Origin of the sequence: Streptococcus sp. 2022WUSS037, from assembly GCF_044427225.1 — a bacterium.
Lineage (GTDB): Bacteria > Bacillota > Bacilli > Lactobacillales > Streptococcaceae > Streptococcus.
The window spans coordinates 1-22,519 of sequence record NZ_JAOTGJ010000014.1; the positions used below are offsets into that span (position 1 = coordinate 1).

Genomic DNA, 22,519 nt, shown 5'->3' on the forward strand with positions numbered 1-22,519 from the left:
AAAAAATAAAGGATGAATTTCCTACAAAACCTCAGGAAGATAATCTTGAAAAAGAGTTGGAATACTCTCAACAACTGATTTCTGTTATCGAGAAACACCAAGAATTAACCGATTTACCTGCAATTTCACAGAAACTCAACTATCTGAAAGAGGCTGTCGAGGATGATATTGAACACATGGAAGCTTCTGTGAAAGAGGAAGCAAGAATCGGGCATAAATCAGCGGACACCTCATTTTATGGTTACAAAGAGCATATTGCCATGACAGATGAACGAATTATTACTGCTTGTGTCGTAACTTCTGGTGAGAAGAGTGATGGTAAGTATTTGAAAGACCTTTATGAGAAGACTCTGCGGAATGGAGTTCCTGTTGAAACAATTATCGGTGATGCGGCTTATTCGGGCAAAGAGAACTTAAAACTGGCACGTAAAGAAAACGTTCATTTGGTTTCAAAACTAAATCCTTCTGTTTCCAAGGGCTGTCGTAAGGAAGGCGATTGCTTTGAATACAACAAGGATGCGGGGCTTTTTGTCTGCCCTCAAGGACATATGGCTGTTCGAAAAGCTCGGACGGGTAAGAAAAATCAGAATAGTAATCAGGTTATTACCCATTACTTTGATGTGGAAAAATGTAAGATTTGCCCTAGTAAAGAGGGCTGTTATAAAGAAGGTGCACAGACTAAGACCTATTCCGTTACGATTAAGAGTCATGAGCATCTTTTTCAAAAACGATTTCAGGAAACACCTTACTTCAAAGAAATGGCAAGAAACCGTTACAAGATTGAAGCCAAAAATGCGGAATTGAAACAAAGACACGGTCTTGATGTCGCCAGAGCATCAGGTCTTTTCAACATGGAATTACAAGCAGCCACCACCATATTTGTAGTCAATATGAAGCGAATTATGACCTTAATAGACCAAAAGGAAGAATAGAAAAATAGGAATTCTCCCAATCATTTAGGAGAATTCCTATTTTTTATAAGAGTCGGAGTAACTGGAGACTTTTTCAGTGGGCTCGGTTTTTCAGCTCTTTTTATAAAACCAAAGAATCTCTCCTCAGTTTTATACCACTTCTTTATTCGATTTTGATTGCCTTGAACAGTGAAAAGGGCTGGGGATAGCCCTTTTCAGCTTATCTCCTGAAAATAGGAAAGAGATAAAGAAAGGGAGTGGGAAAGAACTCGACCATTCATAGAAGAGTTCCCTTCACTTCCAAATATGTAGATTCGGGCAAAAATAGTCCACTGGACTATTTTGACACAAACTTCGTTTGTTTTATTTCCGCGCTCAAACAGTCACTACTCTGACTGTTTGACCTCCCATCCCCGTACAGCTCCAACTGTCTGGGAGACAGTTGGAGGTTGGAAATAAGGCGAACTCTGTTCGCATCAGTCGTAGAGGTCAGATTTGGAGTGTGAAACACGAAGTGCTGAGATTTGCAAAGCAAATCCTATCTCCCACCTTTAACAGTCTCCCAGACTGTTAAAGCCAATCAACCACTGCGCTGAGTTGTTGACACGAACTCTGACTAGTGGAGCTGGGCTTTTTGCCCAGCCTCTAGATGTTAACATTTCATCTACCCACTACAGTTTTATTTACGTTAAAATAAGGTAAAATAAGTTTCAAGATTATTGATAAACCAAGACTTCGTCATCATCTTGGATATATATCGTCATTTAGTTTTTCTTTTATTACTTCGTTAACTCGCTTTGCCGTACTCCAGTACAGCCTGCAGCTCGTTGCCTAGTACTAAAAGTAAACTAAAAGACTATAAAAATCTCAAAGGTAGACCAATTGTTGACTCAAAAATACTCTACATATGCAGAGAAGTATAGGAAGTATTCTCAGATCAAAGACAAAGTCGCTAGAATGACATTTCTAACGACTTTCAGAATGAAGACAAACATCAATCGAGATATTTGTCTTTTTTCCATCTTCTAGCCTAAATTTTTTTCTTTTTTCTAAAATAGAGGACATTTCCCCTCAATACACCGCCATATGGATGGTATCACCTTTGATGATGATTTGGTCTGGTGAGAAGGTTGACCAGTCCTTGCTTTTAAAATAGGCTTTTATAGCAGAATCTCTTTCTACTCGTTCAAGCTTTTCCCCTGTCATATACGTATAGATTGAAAATGGGTAGAGATTTGTAACGGGGCTTTTCACTAAATTCCCCGTGTTAAGTATTCCCGAATGACTATCTATAAAGTCTGTATATTGATTATCCAAGCGAGGATGTGCATCTGTATATATTGCTCGCTTTGTTACTTTTATCTGCGTCTTTTCCTCATAGTCACGAACCATTTGCTGTACCACCTGCATACGGTTTTGGTCCAACTGGGTGACGACTATCTGTTGTAAAAATATTTTGTTAAATGTCAGCGTAAGGACTGCTAGATAGAGGGTGACTAGTGTACCTTTGACTAGCTTAGCCTTTTTGAAGTCTAGTCTAGCCAATAATAAGAATAGACCAACCAAACAAGCAGCCGAATACGTAGACCGAGCACCTGAACCAGCTTTTGTAACCAAACTTAGGGCACATGGCAAAAGAAACAATAAAGGAAGAGCCAGCAAGATAAGCTTCGCTCTTGTCTTCTCAGCTGCTGTCCCATTAAGTTGTCGCTTCACTCTCCAAAGGAGATAGCCAATGGCAAGCAAAAGGGAAAACAAAAGAAAACCATCGGGACCAATGTTGAAACCTAAAATATATGATTTAATCAAACTTTTTAAAAGTTGTAACATTCGAGCGACTAGTCCAAGATTTTCAAGATTAAATCGACCAATGCCGAATAATTTTAGGTAAAAAAGTGAAACAAGACCACTCACGACAAATGGGATAGAGGAGATGAGAAAGCTACGAATAGCAGTCTTAACATCTCGTTTTTCCACCGCAAAACACAGACAAAGCATCAAGTACAAGGAAGTAAAGGACTGGTAGGTGAGCATGGATACTGTCGCTAAAACGGTAGAAACCAGGAGCCAATGCGTGATCGGTTTGCAAATCCGTATATAAGTGGCAAGAATAGCCATCAATAAAGCAAACATCATCATACCACGTTCAACAAATAAAAAATAGCTGATGATAAAGGGATTGACCAAGATGATCAATGATAAAAAAGGAGCCATCAAAGAGGAAGCTACCTCAGTCTTTTCAAACAATCTCGCTAAACACCACACAGACAAGCCCAGAAAACAAAGTGCTAAACAACTTGAGATAAGCAAATAGAGTTCTGGCGCTTGATGCAGACTCCCCATCAGGATAAAGAATAAAGAAATAAAGGGACGACCATTTCTACTAGACATGTTGATGGCAGTTTCCATCCATGTGCGATTAAAATGAATATACGTATCAGCTGTAAAACTCGGATAGAAACTCAATCCAAGGACGAGTAGCAGGAACAGGATTACCCCCCCTGCTACTATTTTTTTATTGTTTTCTTTTGCGGACATGCAATCTCCTTCTCATTTATCATTCAATCAGCTTTCCATCTTCTTTCCATTTAATAATAATCGTCTTATCATCTCCGTAAATCGTATGATAGTAAGTATCTACTAGCATGGGAAGTTGAATATCGGGTATGCCACCAATTATTTCCTCAATAATAAAGTCATTCAACTTTCCTCGTTCCCAATACTCCTTATAGCTTATCTCTAACATTGGGTAGGCAAGAAACTGTTTTCTTAAGGCTGGTGGAGGAGGAGTCTTTTCAGGAAAATACACTTCTACACTTTCTCGATTCTTAAACTGTGGTAAGTGAATCAAATCCTCATAGACCAACTGATAACGGAAGTCTTTATAGTCCTTAGAAACTGTCAAAGAATTCCCATAGACCAAACTATAGATAAAAAAGCTGTAGGCAAGGACAAGAATTGGTAAACGAAAAACAGGTCGTCCCCCCTGCTCTACTAAAACCACTCCACAGAGGACGACAACGACCGCTAGACCGTACATGGCACGAGTATGTGTCTGCGGTTCTACCAGAATGGGGTAGAAACCAAAAGATAGTAACAACATCAATACAAGCGAGACAAGAGGTAGGCTAAATCCAAAAAGATTTCTCTTTTTTCTAATAAAGTACACTAGGAAACTTCCAAAAATGACCAAAGTGGAAATAAGCCACAAAGGGGTAAAACCATTCAATCCCTTGCTAAAATAAGCTGTGTAATTTTTTAGGAGAAACTCAGGAATCTCCAAAAGAGCAGGAATACTTACATCAAGATAATCTTTACGAGGAGCAATCATAACAACTAGATAGAAGTACAGAGCACCTGCTCCATATCCTAACAGCGACTGCCAGAAGAAGTCAACTAACTCCTGATGCCAGCCCTTCTCCTGCCACATTCTCAGGAGCAATAGGATGACTAGCATGGGAAAAATCCCAAAAGAAGCCTGGTAGGATGTCATGACCAGTAAGCTTCCAAGAAAACAAGCTAAGACATACCATCTAGCCCCTGAAAAGCGGAACACAAGCGGAAAGACCGCAGCAAGCAGTGAGAAAGCCATAAAAGGAGCATCAAATTTATAGCTAAGATTGACGATGAAAAAAGGATTTAATCCCAAAGGTACAAGTGCTACTACTTCCCAAATCGTAAATACCTTTCGCCTATAAAGCAGGCCTAATAGGAGGATACCAACAAGAGCTAGTATAGCGACTGCCAGTATCTGACTATAGGGAGAGACATCAACCGCAAACTTACCCCCAAAAAAGTAAATGGAGCTTCTCTCCGTAAAAAAGCGACTCCAATCATCCCATCCACGACTACCACCAGAAAATCGCCAGTTATCATCATTATAGTAGACATTTGCTCTCAAAAGAGCACTAATCCCAAGGAGATAAATGCCAAACAGGATGGCAAAGCTTTTCTTCGCCGAAAAGACCCACTTCTTCTTGGTCACTACTTCACATGATAGACCCTGCCACCAATTGACAAGTAGTCTATGAAAATGCGATAAAACCTGAGCAATAATCGGAATAGCAAGAATCCGAAGAATGTTAGTGGTGATAAAGCCAATCCCCATCCCATCAAAAAGTTTTGTCACCATACCTCCTGCAATCAAGACTGCTAGAGGGAAGTAAGTCGCATAGCGAGACCAATCATAGATTGACCCAAGCCCGTTATATATATATATACAGTCGCTATCGCTCCCAACATCACCAATAGGGCTACGGGTGTACGATGAGTGACAGTCAGCATGAAAAAGGCCGATAGCGATAGCAAACTCGCCCATCTAGGCGGAATGATTTTCTGAACGTTCTTTAAAATCATGGGTTTCCTTTCTGAATATTAAGACGTTTTTCTTACACACTCCATCAACTTTGAAACAAGTAAACAAGAGAGTTGGTGTAGAAGCTACCTCCCCATTCTTTTATCTTTTTCATCTAATCTCTCCTAAAAATATCTCTGGTGTATACCTTATCCGCTACATCATCTAAAACTGCATCGTAGCGATTGGCGATGATGGCATGGCTTTTCTTTTTGAAGCTGGCTAGATGATTGACCACCTTAGAGCCAAAGAAGCGGCTACCATTTTCCAAGGTCGGCTCGTAGACAATGACCTGTGCCCCCTTGGCCTTTATCCGCTTCATCACGCCTTGAATGGCGCTCTGTCTGAAATTATCCGACTGACTCTTCATGGTCAAGCGGTAAATCCCAATCACCAAGTCCTTCTCATTCTCCTGATTATAGCTTCCATGGTCAGTGTAATCATAGTAACCAGCCATCTTCAACACCTGATCAGCGATAAAATCCTTTCTTGTCCGATTGGCTTCGACAATGGCAGACATCATATTTTGAGGTACCTCATCGTAATTAGCTAGTAACTGCTTGGTATCTTTTGGTAAACAGTAACCACCATAGCCAAATGACGGATTGTTGTAGTGCTGACCTATCCGTGGATCCAAACCGATACCAGTAATAATATCCTGAGTATCCAAACCCTTCAACTCTGCGTAGGTATCCAGTTCATTAAAATACGACACACGAAGCGCTAGATAGGTATTGGCAAAAAGCTTCACCGCTTCAGCTTCTGTCGCACCCATCTGTAGCAGTGGTGCATCATTCAAGGCTGCATGAGCAAGTAAAGCAGCAAACTGGCTAGAAAGCTCCTGAACCTCTTCACTGTCTGTAGCTTCGCAAGATACGATAATGCGTGATGGATAGAGATTATCGTATAGTGCTTTTGATTCTCTCAAAAACTCTGGACTAAAGAGGATACGATCCGTTTGGAACTGTTCACGCATCCGCTGGGTAAAACCAACTGGCACCGTTGATTTGATGATCATAACCGCCTGCGGATTGACAGCCCTAACAAGGGCAATCACCGCCTCGACATGACTCGTATCAAAGTAATTTTTCGCACTATCGTAGTTTGTCGGAGCAGCAATTACAATAAAATCTGCTTCTGCATAGGCCGTCTCAGCATCCAAGGTCGCTGTCAAGCTCAAGTCCTTTTCAGCCAGATAGGCTTCAATATAGTCATCCTGGATGGGAGAACGACCAGCCTGTAAAAGCGCCACCTTTTCCTCCACGACATCTACTGCGGTGACATCATGGTATTGTGCCAGCAGAACAGCCAAGGAGAGGCCGACATAACCAGTCCCAGCCACTGCAATCTTCGCCCGAGAAGGGAGGTCTCGCTCCTTCTTTTTCTCCACATAAAAATCCGTCACATCACATGCCAATGCCTGAGCCAGCAACTCCAACTGAGTTAGACTGGGAGTATGTTCTCTCTGCTCAATACGACTGATGACAGAGCGATTGATGCCTGTCCTATCAGCTATATCTTGCTGTGACAGGCTGTCTTGACGGCGTTTGTTTAGTAATGTATTCGCTAAAACTGCTAATGAAAATTGTTTCATCACATCTATCTCCTAACATAATTGATAAAATCTATTATACAATTTGTGACGAAAACAATCAAATCGTGAATTTGTTGCGATATTTATTTACGAAAATGTTTCATTTAAGAACACTGTTACCCGAATACTCTTGCTACAAGTTTTTTTGTCAGTTGTCGAAATTCCTGACTCAAGACCCAGTTACAGACAAATAAGAGTACGGATACATAGACAAGTGCCGCAAGCCCTGGAAGGATAAAATCGAGATAGCTCGTGACCTGAAATGGATATAGGAATTGAAAAGATAAACCTACCACCACGATAAACAAAGCACCGCCAACACTCATCAGAGAAGATTTTTTTCCATCTATATAGAGTATCTCTCGGCTCAGATAGTGATTATTGTAGAACAGGCGGTATAAATTGGCAACGACTGCTGCTACCGCCAAGCCCACGAGACCAACGGATAAAAACAAAACAAGAGACAAGACGATGAGCACTATAGACTCAAAAATAAAACTCTTTCGATTCCTTTCCCAATGTCCTGCCGCCTTAAAAGCATAGGAAGACATCGTCCGTGCATTTTGTAAAAAGTCAGCCACAAGGTAAACATAGGCAAAGAGAGGCTGTACATAATCTGCTCCTGAAAATTTTCTCGCATAGTGGGATAAAAATGCCATGAAGAGACAGGCCGCCACTGTATAGATATAGACAAACCAATTATGCCAGAGATAGACCTGATGCTGGTAACTCTTCCGAGTTTCCTCGATTGACTTCGTGGCTAACTGATGCCCCAAAACAAAGTCCAGATTATTAAAAGCTGTTATAGCTAGACTGCTAAACATGGAGACAAATCTCGTATAGAGCGTAAAAACGGACACCAGCGCTAGCCCATTGAAATACGAAATAATAAAAATAGCACTGGAGTTTCGAGTGGTATAAAGGATATGGTCAATGACCGCCAGAGGGTTATTTTTCAAAGGGATAACTTCTGTCGATTCATTCTTGAGAAAAGGATAGTGTCGCTTCACATACAGCCAGATTAGGATAGGGGTTAGCAAGCCAAGTCCAGCCATCAAGCTCTTATAGCCAAGATAGGAAATTCCTGCTGTTACAGCCACAATCACAGAAAGCTGCGTCACGACCCGTATCCCAATACCGATGCTCATGTATACATAGGACTTCCCATCTGCCCGAAGCAACATCCGATGCTTGCGCCGAAACATATACTCTACAAACGTACCGAATGCTGAAATAAGAGTCAATACAAGTATGGTCCAGCGGTCAAACGGCATCTGGATAATAAAGGGCAAACCAATACCAATCAACAGTGCATACAGCACAAACATCAGCCCCTGCCGTTTAAAGAACTGATCCGCAGAACTCAAAATCGTATTGACTTTCTTATAGTCCTTATCCGCCAAAGGTTTGTAAAGCTGAGCCTGGACAATGGTCGGAACACTAGAGTCAAAGGCAGCAAAATAACCCAGATAGGCAGACAAGGTAACCCCCAAGCCTCTCAAATCTGATCCAAAATGACTGATAATCAACCCCGGAGCAATTAAGCCAAATACAATCCCAACCAGTTGAGAAAGATAGGAGGTTAAAACCGTTCTAAAAATCTTTTTTTTCATCTTTGTTTTCTCAACTTCCATATCTTTCTAGCATACCAATGATACCCTATCGCAAGATGATAGTGGTGTTTGGCAACGAGCTTCACCAGCTTTTTATAGCGGTGAAAAATGGGCATTGTATCTAGATAGTCAACACTCTCTTGAAAGTAAGGAGATTGACCTAATTGTTTTAAAAACAGATATTTTTCGGTGTAACTTCCACTGCTTCGTAAGCCATTTTTTAGCAACTTCACCTGATTGCGAAGGGCGACTTCTCGCAGAGATTGTTGATAAACGTTTCTCTCTTCCAAAGGATAAGCCTGTAACCGCTCAAAAAGAAGAGCATTGAGGTAGCTCCTAATCTGGTAACGCTTGGCTAGCGTGAGTGACATAAACTTGCTCTCCTCGTATATCCGATGAAAATAAAGATTTTCCCCCAGATAATAGGGCGACTGACATTTTTCAAAGAGGACAATCGTAGGCAAGACATCTCCAAATATACTTGGATCATGCTCGCCACATTCCTCTACTGTAGGAGCTAACTCACGTTTAAACGCCTTGTACCACATGGCAGACCCATACTGACTATAATACCATGAGAGCAAGTCTTTTTTAGCAATCCTCTCAGACGACGTAAAAGGAAAGTCCTTACAGGCCACCTCAAAATCTGCCTGCTCTGAAAAATTATATAATACCATATCGGCATGGGTCTCTACTACTAAGTTATAAATCTGCTCCAGACAGTCCTTGCGAAGGAGGTCATCATGGTCAAGACTGACGATATAGCGACCTCTTGAAGCTTGATAGCCCGTCAAACGAGATGCCAGCTCCCCTTTATTGACCACATGAGATAGGATACGCAGAGGCTGATCCAACTTCTTCTGAAACTCTTGGCTGATACCAACCGTCCTATCTGTCGAACAATCATCCACCAAAACAATCTCAAAATCTTGAAAAGTCTGATAACGACAGGATTCTAAAGCCTGTTCCAGATAATCTTCGCCATTGTAAACAGGGATATTGATCGAAAAAAAAGGTCTGTGACTCATTTTCAAAATAACCTTCTCCAAATTCTTGATAGGTAGGTAGTGAGATACGCTACTGACGCTAAAATAGGGTAACGATGAACTGTAAACCAGCGACGTTGCTGAAGAGCGACTGCATCAAACTCCAGATAAGCCAAGCTCTGCTGAAAGACAACAGAGGAGCGCACATGCCTTAATCGTTTCAAAAAATCAAGATAATTCTTCGCCGCTGAAAGATAGAGAGCGGAAAACCAGCTCACACGACGAACCATACTAGACTTCACAACATCGCCAAGTTTTTTATACTTTTCTTGAAAATAAAGCTCTTGTTCCACTTTTGAGTCAAAAAAATATGTGTCCAGTGTATTACTCAAACTATTTGGAACCTGTCGATAAAAATAATAGGCTTCATCAATAGAAAGTGGTTTCTGAGCATGCTCAATCACATAAGCAGAAACAACGGCATCCGTACCTGTTCGAAAGTCAGGCAAGTCCTTGTAAAAATCAGTAGGCGGGCAAAGCGAACGGTGAAAGACTTTAGTCCACAGTGTCATCAGATTCCCTTTACTAAAAAAAGCATCTAACACTTGCTTAGGGTCTAAAATCTCATCTGTCGGAAAGAGACAAGGTCTTTTTTTCCTTGAAAAATCAGCTTTGATAGAATAATTTGTCAACACTAGATCCGCACCCGTCTTCTGTATCCGCTGATAGACACCCTCAAGATAGTCACTTCTCATCTTATCGTCAGCGTCAATACAGAGGATGTAGTTTCCTCTAGCTTTTTCCATCCCTAAAGCACGCGCAACCAATGACCCCTGATGGTGGCCTTCAATCAAGGTTATCTGCTTCTCATACCGCTTCTGAAAGTCTGTGACAATCGCCATACTACCATCATCTGACCCATCATCGACCGCTATCAATTCAAAGTCTTGGTTGGTCTGCCCAAATACAGCCTCCAAAGCCTCTACCAGATAAGGCTCGGCATTGTAAATCGGCATGACAATCGAAAAAAAAGGTCTGTGACTCATTTTCAAAATAACCTTCTCCAAATTTTTAATAGATAGGGAACAACATATGCTAACGGGTCTAGGATGGGATAGCGATGAACGGTAAACCAGCGGCGTTGGTAGCGAGTGACTTCGTCAAAATTCAGATAGACCAAGCTTTGCTGAAAGACAGCAGAGGAACGCACATGCCTTAATCGTTTCAAAAAATCAAGATAATTCTTCGCCGCTCGAAGGTAGAGGGTGGAAAACCAACTTATACGACGAACCATACTGACTTTTACAACATCGCCAAGGTCCTTGTACTTTTCTTGAAAATAAAGCTCTAGTACCACTTTTGAATCAAAAAAATTTGCGTCCAGAGTATTACTCAAACTATTTGGAACCTTACGATAAAAATAATAGGCTTCGTCAATAGAAAGTGGTTTCTGTGCATGCTCAATCACGTAAGCAGAAACAACGGCATCCGTACCCGTTCGAAAGGCAGGCAAGTCCTTGTAAAAACCAGCAGGTGGACAAAGGGAACGGTGAAAGACTTTGCTCCACAATGTCCTCAGATGCCCTCTTCTAAAAAAAGTATCCAACACTTCTTGCGAATCTAGTAGCTCGTCCGTTGGAAAGAGGCAAGGGCGTTCTTTGTTGGAAAAATCAGCATAGATAGAATAATTAGTCAATACCAAATCAGCACCAGTCTTTTGTATCCGCTGGAAGACCCCCTCAAGATAGTCATGTCTCATCTTATCGTCAGCATCAATGCAGAGAATATAATCACCTTTCGCCTTTTCCATTCCTATGGCACGTGCAACTAATGACCCCTGATGAGGACTTTGAATCAAGGTCAGCTGCTTCTCATATCGCTTCTGAAACGCTTTGACAATCGCCACACTGCTATCATGTGAGCCATCATCAACCGCTATCAATTCAAAGTCTTGGAGGGTCTGTCCAAAAACAGCATCCAAAGCCTCTACCAGATAGGATTCAGCATTGTAGATTGGCATGATAATAGAAAAATACGGTTTATTCATCTAGCCTCCCTCTGCAGATACCATTTTCTGATGCGTCCCAATGGAAAATACAACAATAACATTGGGTGTGTAAAACGATGCTCAACAAGATACAAGAATACCTTATCACTAAAACGCAATTTTGCGGAACTTCCAACTGCTATTGCTCTCTTGAAAAATAAAGATTCCTTGATATGCTGAGTATTTTTTAATATATCACTTAAAGGACTTGAGAGCAGTAATCGTTTTCCTGACCAAGAAACACGTCTCATCAAACGTTCCGCCATCTCCACTGGCAAATCGGTCGCATATTTTTCATGAAAATACCAATCTGAAAAGGCTACGGATTCAAAGTGTTTTACCGTGTAAGAGTTGCTGAGGCTACTTGGCACAAATCGATAATAATAGAGTGCCTCATCAAGAACAACAACATGATGGATGTTTGAAAAAATGGCTTCAATGGTCACTAAGTCAGAACCACATACTAATCGCTGAAAAGACCCAAAAAAGTGGTCATCTGGTAAAAAACGTGACTGAAAGACCGTACACCACAAGGTCATTAGCACACGATTTGCCAGTATCATCTCTTTCACAACCTCTGGTCCAGTCATCTGACGATGAACATAAGGAGTGTAATCAACAGGCTTTTGTGAAAAATCTATCCGACGAGAAGAGTTAATCACCACAGCCTCTGCCTGCGTCTCATCAATCGTTTGCCTAACCATTTCTAAATAATCCGCTCTCAAGACATCATCCGCATCCATGCACAGGCAATACTGACCTCGCACTTCTGCCATGCCTGTCGCACGTGTCAAAAGTAAGCCCTTGTTTTCAGGATGAGAGTAGAGGCGGACTTTATCCTGATGCGAAGCGACAAACTCCTGACAAAGCGTCTCAGACTGGTCAGTCGATGCATCATTGACCAAGATCAGCTCAAAATCCTGATAGGTCTGAGCTAGAACAGACATAATCGCCTCAGTTAAATAGAGCTCCGCATTATAGACTGGCATGACAATCGAGAAAAAGGGATTGGTCTTCATAATAACCTCCTTAAACGCTTTCTATACCAATTGATAGCCAAAAGCAAATGTAGGATTCGGTAGTTCAAGAGTAAGAGAAATAGGCGGTCATACTGTGACTGCGTGTCTTTCTTTATTTCCATTACCTTCCTAAAAACGAGAGACTGACGAATCACCCTTGCTCTATCACACACTTCCTTGAAAGATTTACTTTTTAGCAACACTTTTTTGCTACACCAGAGAAATCTCCTTACCAAATATGCATCCATTTTTTCTGGAAATTTCTTATGATAACTATCATACAAATACAAATCTGTCTGGGCATACACTTCAAAGTTAGTTATATTGAAGCTATGGCTCAAACTTGTTTCTACCTGACGGTAATAATAGAGAGCTTCATCTAAAACAATCGCTCTTTCTACCCTTGCCAAAATATGGTGCAAGGTTATCCGATCCACACTCCGAACAAAATGTCCAAAACGCTGGTAAAAAGCTTCATCAGGTATAAAAGAAGCCTTAAACACCAGTTGCCATATAGTTGTCAGCTGAGTCTTTTCCAGAAGTAGTTCTTCAATGACTTCCAAGCCTGTCATTTGACGATTCAGAAAAGGACTAAAATCTCTTCGCTTGATAGAAAAATCGGACTCCATCGAAAAATTGATCACCACAGCATCTACCTGCGTCTCATCAATTGTTTGCTTAACAAGCTCTAGATAGTCCACACGCAAGACATCATCCGCATCCATACACAGGCAATACTGACCACGTACCTCTGCCATACCTGTCGCGCGTGTCAAAAGCAAACCCTTATTTTCAGGATGAGAGTAGAGGCGGACTTTGTCCTGATGCGAAGCGACAAACTCCTGACAAATCGTCTCGGACTGGTCAGTCGAGGCATCATTGACCAAAATCAACTCAAAATCCTGATAGGTCTGAGCTAGAACAGACATAATCGCCTCAGTTAAATAGAGCTCCGCATTATAGACTGGCATGACAATCGAGAAAAAAGGCTTAGTCTTCATTGGTCTCCTTTACGTTTGGAAAAAATGGACGATAAATCATATCCGCATAACTGCCATCGAGAATGGATTTACGATAAAATTTCCAAGAAAATTTCACTATGGGACTTGTCTTTAGCACTTCTTGCCATCGCTTCTCATCAAATGGTTCATTAAAATGAACAGACACGAAATCTCTATTTTCAATCCCAGAAACAATAGGCAGGTAATCAATCACCTCTCGAAACTCAGGATGAAGCCGGTAATGAATATCTTGAAATAAATCAATCGTATAGTTGATAGGATTATCTACTTGACTAAAATAATAAAGTAAACAATCACGAATATAGCAAACATGAGGATTTCCCTTCTTTGCAGAAAAACAAAACGAAGTCCACCGCCCTTGCTCTATCCAATATAGATAATAGTTTCTGACACTTTCAATCTGATGTCGAAAGGCAAAAAAATCATTTGCAAACAAATGACTGTCTAATTGGTCAGTGACATAAAGCGTCGCATCCATCCAAACGCCACCATGTTGGGCAAGCAGAGCATAGCGAACATAGTTTGAAAAAGGGGTAAACGCCATCTTTTTTCGTGCCAGCTTATCCAACAAATCCTCTGGAATCGCTATATAATCAGCCAGATTATCCTTTGTCAAGAAGATGTGCTGGTAACCATTTTTCTGTGCAAAGCGTTTTTGACTCTCAATCGCATGGCGACAGACTGCGGGAAGCTCTGACTCACCCTGCCACCACAAGGTCCAGATGATTGGTGTTAGGGAGTCAGCTGTATTGTCATTCTCTAAATAAGCAGAAAACGGAGACAAGTGACGAGTAACTGTCTTCTCATAAAAACGTGAATGAACTCGCCACTTTAGGCGCGAAAGCTGCATTCCCAAAAAGGAATCAGGCTTTATGGCCTCTTCAGCCCCAAACTTTGTCAGAACTTTAAACAAAGCCATACTCGGCGATTGTCTGAATACAGTCATAAATTTTCCGACATTCCTTATCATCTAGCGACAAACTCCTTTTCTATCTTCGTAGCATATACTTATAAAACGCCCTTTGTACACGTAAAGGAAGAATCACCATCATCAAGTGAATAAGACTTACCGATAGGAAATCCCAAACTGTCATCTCCTGCCGTCGATAGGAAGCATACCGCAACCGTATCAGTTGCAAGAGACTCGTCCAAGATTTCCGCCTTTTCAAGGTATCACGGTTAAAGCGGAAGTCAAGCAAAATCTCAGGGATATTGGCCGCACGATAGCCATGATGAAGCATCCGCAACCACAAATCCCAATCTTGATTGTAGCGAATGGTAGGATTATATCCACCAACTGCATCAACCGCCGATTTGCGAAACATGACACTTGAGTGATTAAATGGATTTCTTCGTTTCGAAAAATTCACAATCGCCTCGTGATTCAAGGGAACTTTTCGGATACTCAGTGATTCGCTAGTCGTTTCTTCAAATTCTGATACATAACTTCCTACAAGCGAAAGCGTCGGGTCACTCTCAAAACAGCTCACTTGCTTTTCGCACCGCTCCTGCCGTGAGACGTCATCCGCATCCATACGAGCAATCAAGTCTGTCTTAGCAACTGATAAACCAGCCATCAGAGCTGTAGCCAGTCCCGAATGTTTCTCTAAAGCCACTTCAACAATGGGAATTTGTACATTTTTTTTGGGTAATCATTGATAACATCTTGTAAACTAGCTGGAACAGGTCCATCTTTTACAATGATACATTCCTCTGCTGGATAGGTTTGTGAAAGCATACTTTCTATTGCCTCACGAAAATGGTCAGGATTTTCTTCCCGCCACACCGCTAATAAAATCGAATACGGCTCCATGTTCCTCCTTAAACTATTTTTAGAACCTGCATTTACAGTTCAGCACTTCTATCTAAAACTCCTTTTTCATCTTCTCACCCCCGCACAGCTCACAAGGTTCAGTGAACCTTGTGAGGTTGGAAATGAAGCGAACTCTGTTCGCAACAGTCGTAGAGGTCAGATTTGGAGTGTAAAACACGAATTGCTGAGATTTGTTTCACAAATCCTATCTCCAACCTTTAACAGTCCACTGGACTGTTAAAGCCAATCAACCACTGCGCTGAGATGTTGACACGAACTCTGAGAAGTGGCATTAGTCTCAAAAACTGCTTTGATTAGCAAAAAATTTTCTTACATAAAAGCACGAGACATGTGAATAGGGAAGCTGACCAATAGCGACCTGTGTGATATAGGGAAGCAAATTATTAGGGATGTCTTGTGGACTTTCTCCCAGTAATCCCGACTGATGAGCACCAATAGGATTAAAATACCTTAACAGGGTTATCTTCCAAGTCTGATCTGAGTGGTACAAATCACGCAAAATATTCTCAAGCATCAATTTTGTTCTACCGTATGGATTGGTTACAGAAAGTTTTGCATCTTCTGGAATTGGATTTATCTCGGGAGCTCCATACACTGTGGCTGAAGAACTAAATATTATCTTTTTACAATTGTACTGTCGCATCACCTCGAGTAATGTCAATGTTCCTGCCACATTATTGTGATAATATTCCAAAGGTATTTCAACTGATTCCCCAACAGCTTTTAGCCCTGCAAAATGTATAACAGCTTCTATCTGTTCCTGTTTGAAAATATTCTCCAACAATTCCTTATCACGAATATCACCTTGGTAAAATGTTAAAGATTTTCCTGTAACTGTTTCGATAGCCTCTAAACTTTTCTTGCTAGAGTTAATCAAGTTATCAATCACAACAACATCATAGCTTGCTTCAAGTAACGCTATGCAAGTATGAGAACCAATATAACCACAACCACCTGTAATTAATATTCTCTTCATTTTTTCCTTCTATTTTCAGACACTAATATTTCTATTGTACCCCCCCCCGTCATTTTGTCAAATTTTCAACCCACGCCGTCGCAGGACAAACGCATGAAGAAAATGCATGTAACCATACTGTTAAAAGACTAAATTCAGAAATACGAAAAATATTAAAATTCGCTAAACGAGACAAACTTTCTATTACTGATTTTACTGACGGAGTTATCATCGCAGGACAAGCTAGTCGGAAAATCAAAACTGAAAAAGCTATCACAAGTACTGTTGATTACTATAAGCTTCTATCAACTTGAAAATATAACATAAACAAGGAATACAATATTCTTGACTACTTGCTCTATCTTCAATTAAAAACAGGTCTACGCTTTGGTGAAGTCTTAGGTTTATACTCATTCAATTTCAAAATCTGAACAAACCCATTTTCTATGGACAATACTTTTTAGATTCTCACTATTTAACCCTCAAATGATTTCTTGGAGCTTATCAATGACTGATTCCAATGTTTGAAAGGCTCTGTTCTTAAAGCCACGTTTCCGGATTTCTGCCCAAACTTGTTCAATGGGATTCATCTCTGGGGTATATGGTGGTATGAATGTAAATTCAATATTATCAGGAATTTCAAGTGTCTGAGATTTATGCCAATTTGCATTGTCCATGACTAAAATGATGTAGTCATTGGGATAAGCTTCTGATAATTGTCGTAAAAATTCATTCACCCAAGCGGTATTACAACCACCAGCTATTATGAAGAAAGATTCACCTGTATGGGCATCTACCGCACCATAGCAGTAACGAAATTCGCGGATGTGATGACTTGAGATATTCGGACGGTGGTTTTTAGGGCTCCAACATGTCCCTAGTTTACTAATCCGACCAAACCCTGCCTCATCTTGATACAAAAAGTCTGCTGGGAGCAGACTTTTTCCTGAGCTCGGAAATTGGAAAGCGAAGGCGGATTTTTTGATATTCTTTCCCGTCAATAAAACGCTTACTCGTTCTCTCCTCGAATAAAGATTTTATTTTTAGACGCTAAAATGGTTTCGGCGTCTGCTTTTTTCGGATGTTGAGGACGTGGGCTAACTTTTGTTGCTTACTGCGTAAGCTTTAGTTCCCGTCTCAAAGAATCTTTTGATTCTTTGACCCATCCATGACGTTTCAATAGTTGGTAGAAACCATCTTTAGTTGTCGTGCGACCAATTTTATCTTGATAAGCTCTATAGAGGGATTCAACAGTTACAAATTCTCCATTTATAGCAGAAGTTAACTGCTCACTCAAGAAAGCTTGTTCTTCTTCAACTGTCATATAAGAGTGGCGACGACCTCCTCTAGCATCTGAAGTAAGACCTGTTAAACCATGTTCTTGATATTTCTTAGTCAGTCTCCAAATTGTATCGTGTGAGACATCCAGCATGTCCATAATCGTTTTGTAGGGAGTATGGATAGCCCTGAGATATACTGCTTGAATACGTTTGTGATGAGGTGCTAAGTTTTTATCTTTTAGAGCTGTTTTAAGCTCTTTAATCATTTCGTTAGTAAATTCCATGTTTCTATCATACTTCAGTTTTTGAAATTAGTTAAGTATAAGAAATTAGTCCAAGATAATAGAGATAAAAATAAAAACACAAATAGTTCGGCTGGATTTCATTAAAATCAGCTTGAATCTATCTGTGTTTTAAACATAAGGAAAGAGAGAACGCATTTCGTCCTCTCTAGGTGTTAGCTTTTCATCTACCCACTACAGTTGACAAAGAGCCAATATATAGATGTTTTATTGTCCATAATCATACTGATTATAACTCTTATTGAAGGAATCTAAGATGTCTTTTGCAGTTTCATTATATGGAGTTGTTGATTCAAGAACTCCTTTTACAATGATACGTTGTGTTGCATTATAGTCCGTACATGTTACCAATGTAACTTCTGTACGTCCTTCTACATCATCAATGACATAGACACTTTCAGGCGAAACAATTTCCACACTATCAATAACGTAGGTGTAAACATTGGTCTTGTCAGTAATATATATTTTCATGCCGTTTTTAGCACGATCAAGCGGTGAAAAGAGAACATCTGCCGCACCAGTTACACCAAAAATATGGTGGCTGGCCAACGCATAATTTCCTTTCCCCATCTCTTGGTTTTCCTTCATGGTACCAGCTCCATACATGAGCGAAGTATTGAAGACCCCTTTAAAAATAGGAAGGTTGATACCAAGCTCAGGAACCGCAATTCCACCAATTACAGGTAAGCGTTGTGCATCCCACTGAGCTGCTAAAATAGCCTCTGTAGAAATAGACTGAACCTGATCGAAATCAAATGTTGTTTCAGCCTGTTTATTCTTTTCGATATCCTCTGTCGTAACATTGCTAATCTGGTATTTATTCGTATTCCAACCAATAATAAAATTTCTAATTGATGTATTAAAAATCAATGCTAAAGAAATCAATATCAATACAACTGTTAAAAGATTGCGCCAAAAAGAACCTTTACTCTTCTTCTTTTTTTCACGTTTTGACATGATTATTTATTCCTTTTCTTCTTTAATTTCGGCAGCATCTACCAAGGCAAAGGTCATGATTTTCGCTTCATCATTCAAGCGCATCACTTTTACACCCATGGTTGAACGACCTGTTTGTGAAATATTTGCAACACTTGTACGAATAATCACACCAGTATCGGTAATAACCATAATATCTTCATCACCAGATACCGTTGTCAAACCTGCCAGAGAACCGTTTTTCTCAGCAACCTTAAGGGTCTTAATTCCCTTACCGCCACGACCTTTTGTTGGGTACTCGCTGGCTGGGGTACGCTTACCAAAACCTTTTTCTGTCAAGACAAGAACTTCCTGATCATCTGAAATCATGGTCGCACCAACTAACTGGTCTCCCTCGCGTAGTTTAATACCGCGAACACCAGTCGCAGTACGGCCCATATTACGAACATCTGTTTCTGTAAAACGAACAGAATAGCCAAATTTGGTCCCCATGATAACATCTGCCTGGCCATTGGTCAAGAAAACGTTAATCAACTCGTCATCTTCTTTCAAGTTCAATGCCTTGAGACCACTTTGACGGATATTAGCAAATTCTGAAACACTTGTCCGCTTGACCACACCTTGACGGGTTGCAAAGAAGAGATAGCTATCTGCTTCCTGATCTTTGGTCACATTGATAATGGTTTGAATGGACTCATTTTCTTCCAACTTGAGGAGGTTAACCACTGGAAGTCCCTTGGCAGTACGGCCATATTCTGGAATTTCATACCCTTTGAGACGGTAAACCCGTCCCTTGTTAGTGAAGAAGAGCAAGCGATCATGAGTGCTTGTAGAGACTAATTCTCGTACAAAATCATCATCCTTGACGCCAGTTCCTTGAACCCCACGTCCTCCACGCTTCTGAGCTTGAAACTCATCCTGTGCCAAACGCTTGATGTAGCCTTGGTTTGACAGGGTAATCAAGACATCTGTTTCTTCAATCAAGTCCTCATCTTCAAGGGAAAGAACTTCACCAACCATCAATTCTGTACGGCGTGGGTCAGCATATTTACGTTTGACTTCTTCTAATTCGTCTTTAATAATCTGAACAACACGCTCAGGCTTAGCTAGAATGTCAGCCAAATCTGCAATCAATGCCACTAACTCATCATATTCTGATTGAATCTTGTCGCGTTCCAAACCTGTCAAACGACGAAGACGCATATCAAGAATAGCCTGACTCTGACGTTCAGAAAGGTCAAATTTCTCCATCAATTCAGCTTGAGCAATAGCATCAGTTTCTGAATTACGGATAATACGAATGACTTCATCAATATGGTCAAGAGCAATCAGCAAGCCTTCTAAGATATGGGCACGCGCTTCTGCTTTTTCCTTATCGAATTGCGTACGACGAGTGACTACTTCCTTCTGGTGTTCAATATAAGACTCTAGAATCTGACGTACAGAAAGGATTTTCGGTACACCATTTTGGATGGCCAACATGTTGAAACTAAAGTTGGTTTGAAGCTGTGTTTGCTTGAATAGGTTATTCAAAATAACGTTAGCAGAGGCATCACGACGAACTTCGATAACAAATCGTACACCCTCACGGTTGGATTCGTCTCGAACAGCAGTGATTCCTTCAATACGTTTTTCTTGGACTAATTTGACAATATGTTCTTGAACCTTGGACTTATTGACCATGTATGGAAACTCTGTAACAACAATGCGTTCACGACCATTTCCATATTCTTCAATTTCTGTGCGGGAACGAAGAACTATTGAACCTTTACCAGTTTCATATGCACGGTGAATTCCAGATTTCCCCATAACCAAGGCACCTGTCGGAAAATCTGGTCCAGGCAAGACTTCCATAATCTCACGTGTTGTTACCTCGGGATTGTCCATAACCAGCTTAACTGCCTCGATAGTCTCACCCAAGTTGTGTGGAGGAATGTTGGTAGCCATACCAACGGCGATACCTGTCGTTCCGTTTACTAGCAGGTTAGGAAAACGTGCAGGTAGGACTTCTGGCTCACGCTCACTTGCATCGTAGTTGTCCGCAAAGTTTACAGTGTTTTTGTTTATATCACGGAGCATTTCAAGCGCAATCTTGCTCATGCGTGCTTCTGTATAACGCTGAGCGGCTGCTCCGTCGCCGTCCATGGAACCAAAGTTTCCGTGACCATCAACTAACATGTGACGGTAGCTCCACCATTGTGCCATACGAACCATTGCTTCGTAAATCGCACTATCTCCATGTGGGTGATATTTACCCATAACATCCCCTGTGATACGGGCTGATTTTTTATGTGGTTTATCCGGTGTAATTCCTAATTCATTCATCCCATACAAAATACGGCGATGAACCGGCTTCAGACCATCACGTACATCAGGCAGAGCACGTGAAACGATAACACTCATCGCATAGTCGATGAAGGATGATTTCATCTCATTGGTCAGATTAACCGTTACTAAATTTTTATCTTGCATTATATGCCTCTTTCAACAGTCATTGTGCTTCTATTATACCATATTGGCGAATAAATTTCTTTGTTGGAAACTAGCATGTAAACATTTTCAAAGGCGCTTTCACAAGTGACAAAAAGCTTAAAACATGCTAGAATGTATTATGGTCGGGATGAAGTCATCCCCAAATAAAACTAAGGAGATGTTTAGCAATGACTGCAACTAAACAACACAAAAAAGTAATCCTTGTCGGTGACGGTGCCGTAGGTTCTGCTTATGCTTATGCTCTTGTTAACCAAGGGATTGGTCAAGAATTGGGTATCATCGATATCAACAAAGACCGTACTCAAGGTGATGCAGAAGACTTGAGCCACGCATTGGCCTTCACATTCCCTAAAAAAATCTACTCTGCTGAGTATTCAGATGCTCACGACGCAGACTTGGTTGTTTTGACAGCTGGTTTGCCACAAAAACCAGGTGAAACTCGCCTTGAATTGGTAGAGAAAAACCTTCGTATCAACCAACAAATCGTTACAGAAATCGTTAACTCTGGTTTCAACGGTATCTTCCTTGTTGCTGCTAACCCTGTTGACGTATTGACTTACTCAACTTGGAAATTCTCTGGTTTCCCTAAAGAGCGTGTTATCGGTTCTGGTACTTCTCTTGACTCAGCTCGTTTCCGTCAAGCATTGGCTGAGAAAATCGGTATCGACGCACGTTCAGTTCACGCTTACATCATGGGTGAGCACGGTGACTCAGAATTTGCAGTTTGGTCACATGCCAACGTTGCCGGTGTGAAATTGTATGACTGGTTGCAAGATAACCGCGATATTGATGAGCAAGGTCTTGTTGACTTGTTTGTATCTGTTCGTGATGCAGCCTACTCAATCATCAACAAAAAAGGTGCAACTTACTACGGTATCGGTGTTGCACTTGCACGTATCACTAAAGCAATCTTTGATGATGAAAATGCAGTACTTCCATTGTCAGTTTACCAAGCTGGCCAATACGAAGGTGTTGAAGATGTCTTCATCGGTCAACCTGCTATCATCGGTGCCCACGGTATCGTTCGTCCAGTCAATATCCCATTGAGCGAAGCTGAATTGCAAAAAATGCAAGCATCTGCTAAACAATTGAAAGACATCATCGATGATGCTTTCGCAAACCCAGAAATTGCAGCTGGTGTTAAAAACTAATTATATAAAATAGTAAAAAAGG

General features: G+C 40.8%; 16 protein-coding genes and 2 pseudogenes. 2 read left to right on the top strand and 16 right to left on the bottom strand.

All coding sequences use genetic code 11. The features are described from left to right. Positions 1-932 (top strand): transposase (locus ODU55_RS06440; protein ID WP_398582309.1); only part of this gene is annotated, 932 nt, incomplete at its 5' end. Positions 933-1,982: 1,050 nt separating this feature from the next. Here the strand turns inward: ODU55_RS06440 and ODU55_RS06445 are convergent. From ODU55_RS06445 to gyrA, 16 genes and pseudogenes are all read right to left on the bottom strand, one after another. After that, a complete protein-coding gene (locus ODU55_RS06445; RefSeq protein WP_398582310.1) occupies positions 1,983-3,449 on the bottom strand; it encodes a glucosyltransferase domain-containing protein in 1,467 nt (488 codons plus the stop codon). Positions 3,450-3,468: 19 nt separating this feature from the next. Further along, entirely contained in the window at positions 3,469-5,229 is a 1,761-nt protein-coding gene (locus tag ODU55_RS06450) for a glucosyltransferase domain-containing protein (RefSeq protein ID WP_398582311.1), read from the bottom strand. A 151-nt stretch (positions 5,230-5,380) separates the two neighbouring features. Further along, the gene (locus ODU55_RS06455; RefSeq protein WP_398582312.1) at positions 5,381-6,859 is read right to left on the bottom strand and encodes a nucleotide sugar dehydrogenase; all 1,479 of its coding nucleotides are present in this window, start codon (positions 6,857-6,859) and stop codon (positions 5,381-5,383) included. Positions 6,860-6,975: 116 nt separating this feature from the next. Next, positions 6,976-8,472, bottom strand: a complete 1,497-nt coding sequence (locus ODU55_RS06460) for a hypothetical protein (RefSeq protein WP_398582313.1) — start codon at positions 8,470-8,472, stop codon at positions 6,976-6,978. Beyond that, a complete protein-coding gene (locus tag ODU55_RS06465) occupies positions 8,469-9,500 on the bottom strand; it encodes a glycosyltransferase family 2 protein (RefSeq protein ID WP_398582314.1) in 1,032 nt (343 codons plus the stop codon). The genes ODU55_RS06460 and ODU55_RS06465 overlap by 4 nt, the downstream gene beginning before the upstream one ends. Before the next feature lie 2 nt (positions 9,501-9,502). After that, entirely contained in the window at positions 9,503-10,504 is a 1,002-nt protein-coding gene (locus ODU55_RS06470; RefSeq protein WP_398582315.1) for a glycosyltransferase family 2 protein, read from the bottom strand. Positions 10,505-10,506: 2 nt separating this feature from the next. After that, entirely contained in the window at positions 10,507-11,505 is a 999-nt protein-coding gene (locus tag ODU55_RS06475; protein WP_398582316.1) for a glycosyltransferase family 2 protein, read from the bottom strand. Then, on the bottom strand, positions 11,502-12,524 hold the full coding sequence (locus ODU55_RS06480; protein ID WP_398582317.1) for a glycosyltransferase family 2 protein: 1,023 nt from the start codon (positions 12,522-12,524) through the stop codon (positions 11,502-11,504). The genes ODU55_RS06475 and ODU55_RS06480 overlap by 4 nt, the downstream gene beginning before the upstream one ends. Beyond that, a complete protein-coding gene (locus ODU55_RS06485; protein ID WP_398582318.1) occupies positions 12,521-13,525 on the bottom strand; it encodes a glycosyltransferase family 2 protein in 1,005 nt (334 codons plus the stop codon). The genes ODU55_RS06480 and ODU55_RS06485 overlap by 4 nt, the downstream gene beginning before the upstream one ends. After that, positions 13,515-14,465, bottom strand: coding sequence for a capsular polysaccharide synthesis protein (locus tag ODU55_RS06490; protein WP_398582319.1), 951 nt, complete (start codon positions 14,463-14,465; stop codon positions 13,515-13,517). The genes ODU55_RS06485 and ODU55_RS06490 overlap by 11 nt, the downstream gene beginning before the upstream one ends. Before the next feature lie 70 nt (positions 14,466-14,535). Next, positions 14,536-15,123 carry a glycosyltransferase gene (locus ODU55_RS06495; protein WP_398582320.1) on the bottom strand — a complete coding sequence of 196 codons (588 nt, stop codon included), beginning with the start codon at positions 15,121-15,123 and terminating at the stop codon, positions 14,536-14,538. Between the two features lie 29 nt (positions 15,124-15,152). Beyond that, positions 15,153-15,359: a glycosyltransferase gene (locus ODU55_RS06500; protein WP_398582321.1), complete on the bottom strand. Its 207-nt coding sequence runs from the start codon at positions 15,357-15,359 to the stop codon at positions 15,153-15,155. A gap of 361 nt (positions 15,360-15,720) precedes the next feature. Beyond that, positions 15,721-16,356 (bottom strand): annotated as a pseudogene (gene galE, locus ODU55_RS06505) (UDP-glucose 4-epimerase GalE); the annotation flags it as partial. A 389-nt stretch (positions 16,357-16,745) separates the two neighbouring features. Beyond that, positions 16,746-17,899, bottom strand: a pseudogene (locus ODU55_RS06510) (IS630 family transposase). A gap of 225 nt (positions 17,900-18,124) precedes the next feature. Next, a complete protein-coding gene (locus ODU55_RS06515; protein WP_105131043.1) occupies positions 18,125-18,874 on the bottom strand; it encodes a class A sortase in 750 nt (249 codons plus the stop codon). A 6-nt stretch (positions 18,875-18,880) separates the two neighbouring features. Then, positions 18,881-21,325: a DNA gyrase subunit A gene (gene gyrA, locus ODU55_RS06520; protein WP_398582322.1), complete on the bottom strand. Its 2,445-nt coding sequence runs from the start codon at positions 21,323-21,325 to the stop codon at positions 18,881-18,883. A 188-nt stretch (positions 21,326-21,513) separates the two neighbouring features. On the opposite strand from gyrA, the gene ODU55_RS06525 reads away from it, so the two are divergent. Continuing rightward, positions 21,514-22,497 carry an L-lactate dehydrogenase gene (locus ODU55_RS06525; protein WP_002940816.1) on the top strand — a complete coding sequence of 328 codons (984 nt, stop codon included), beginning with the start codon at positions 21,514-21,516 and terminating at the stop codon, positions 22,495-22,497. The last annotated feature ends 22 nt before the right edge of the window (positions 22,498-22,519 follow it).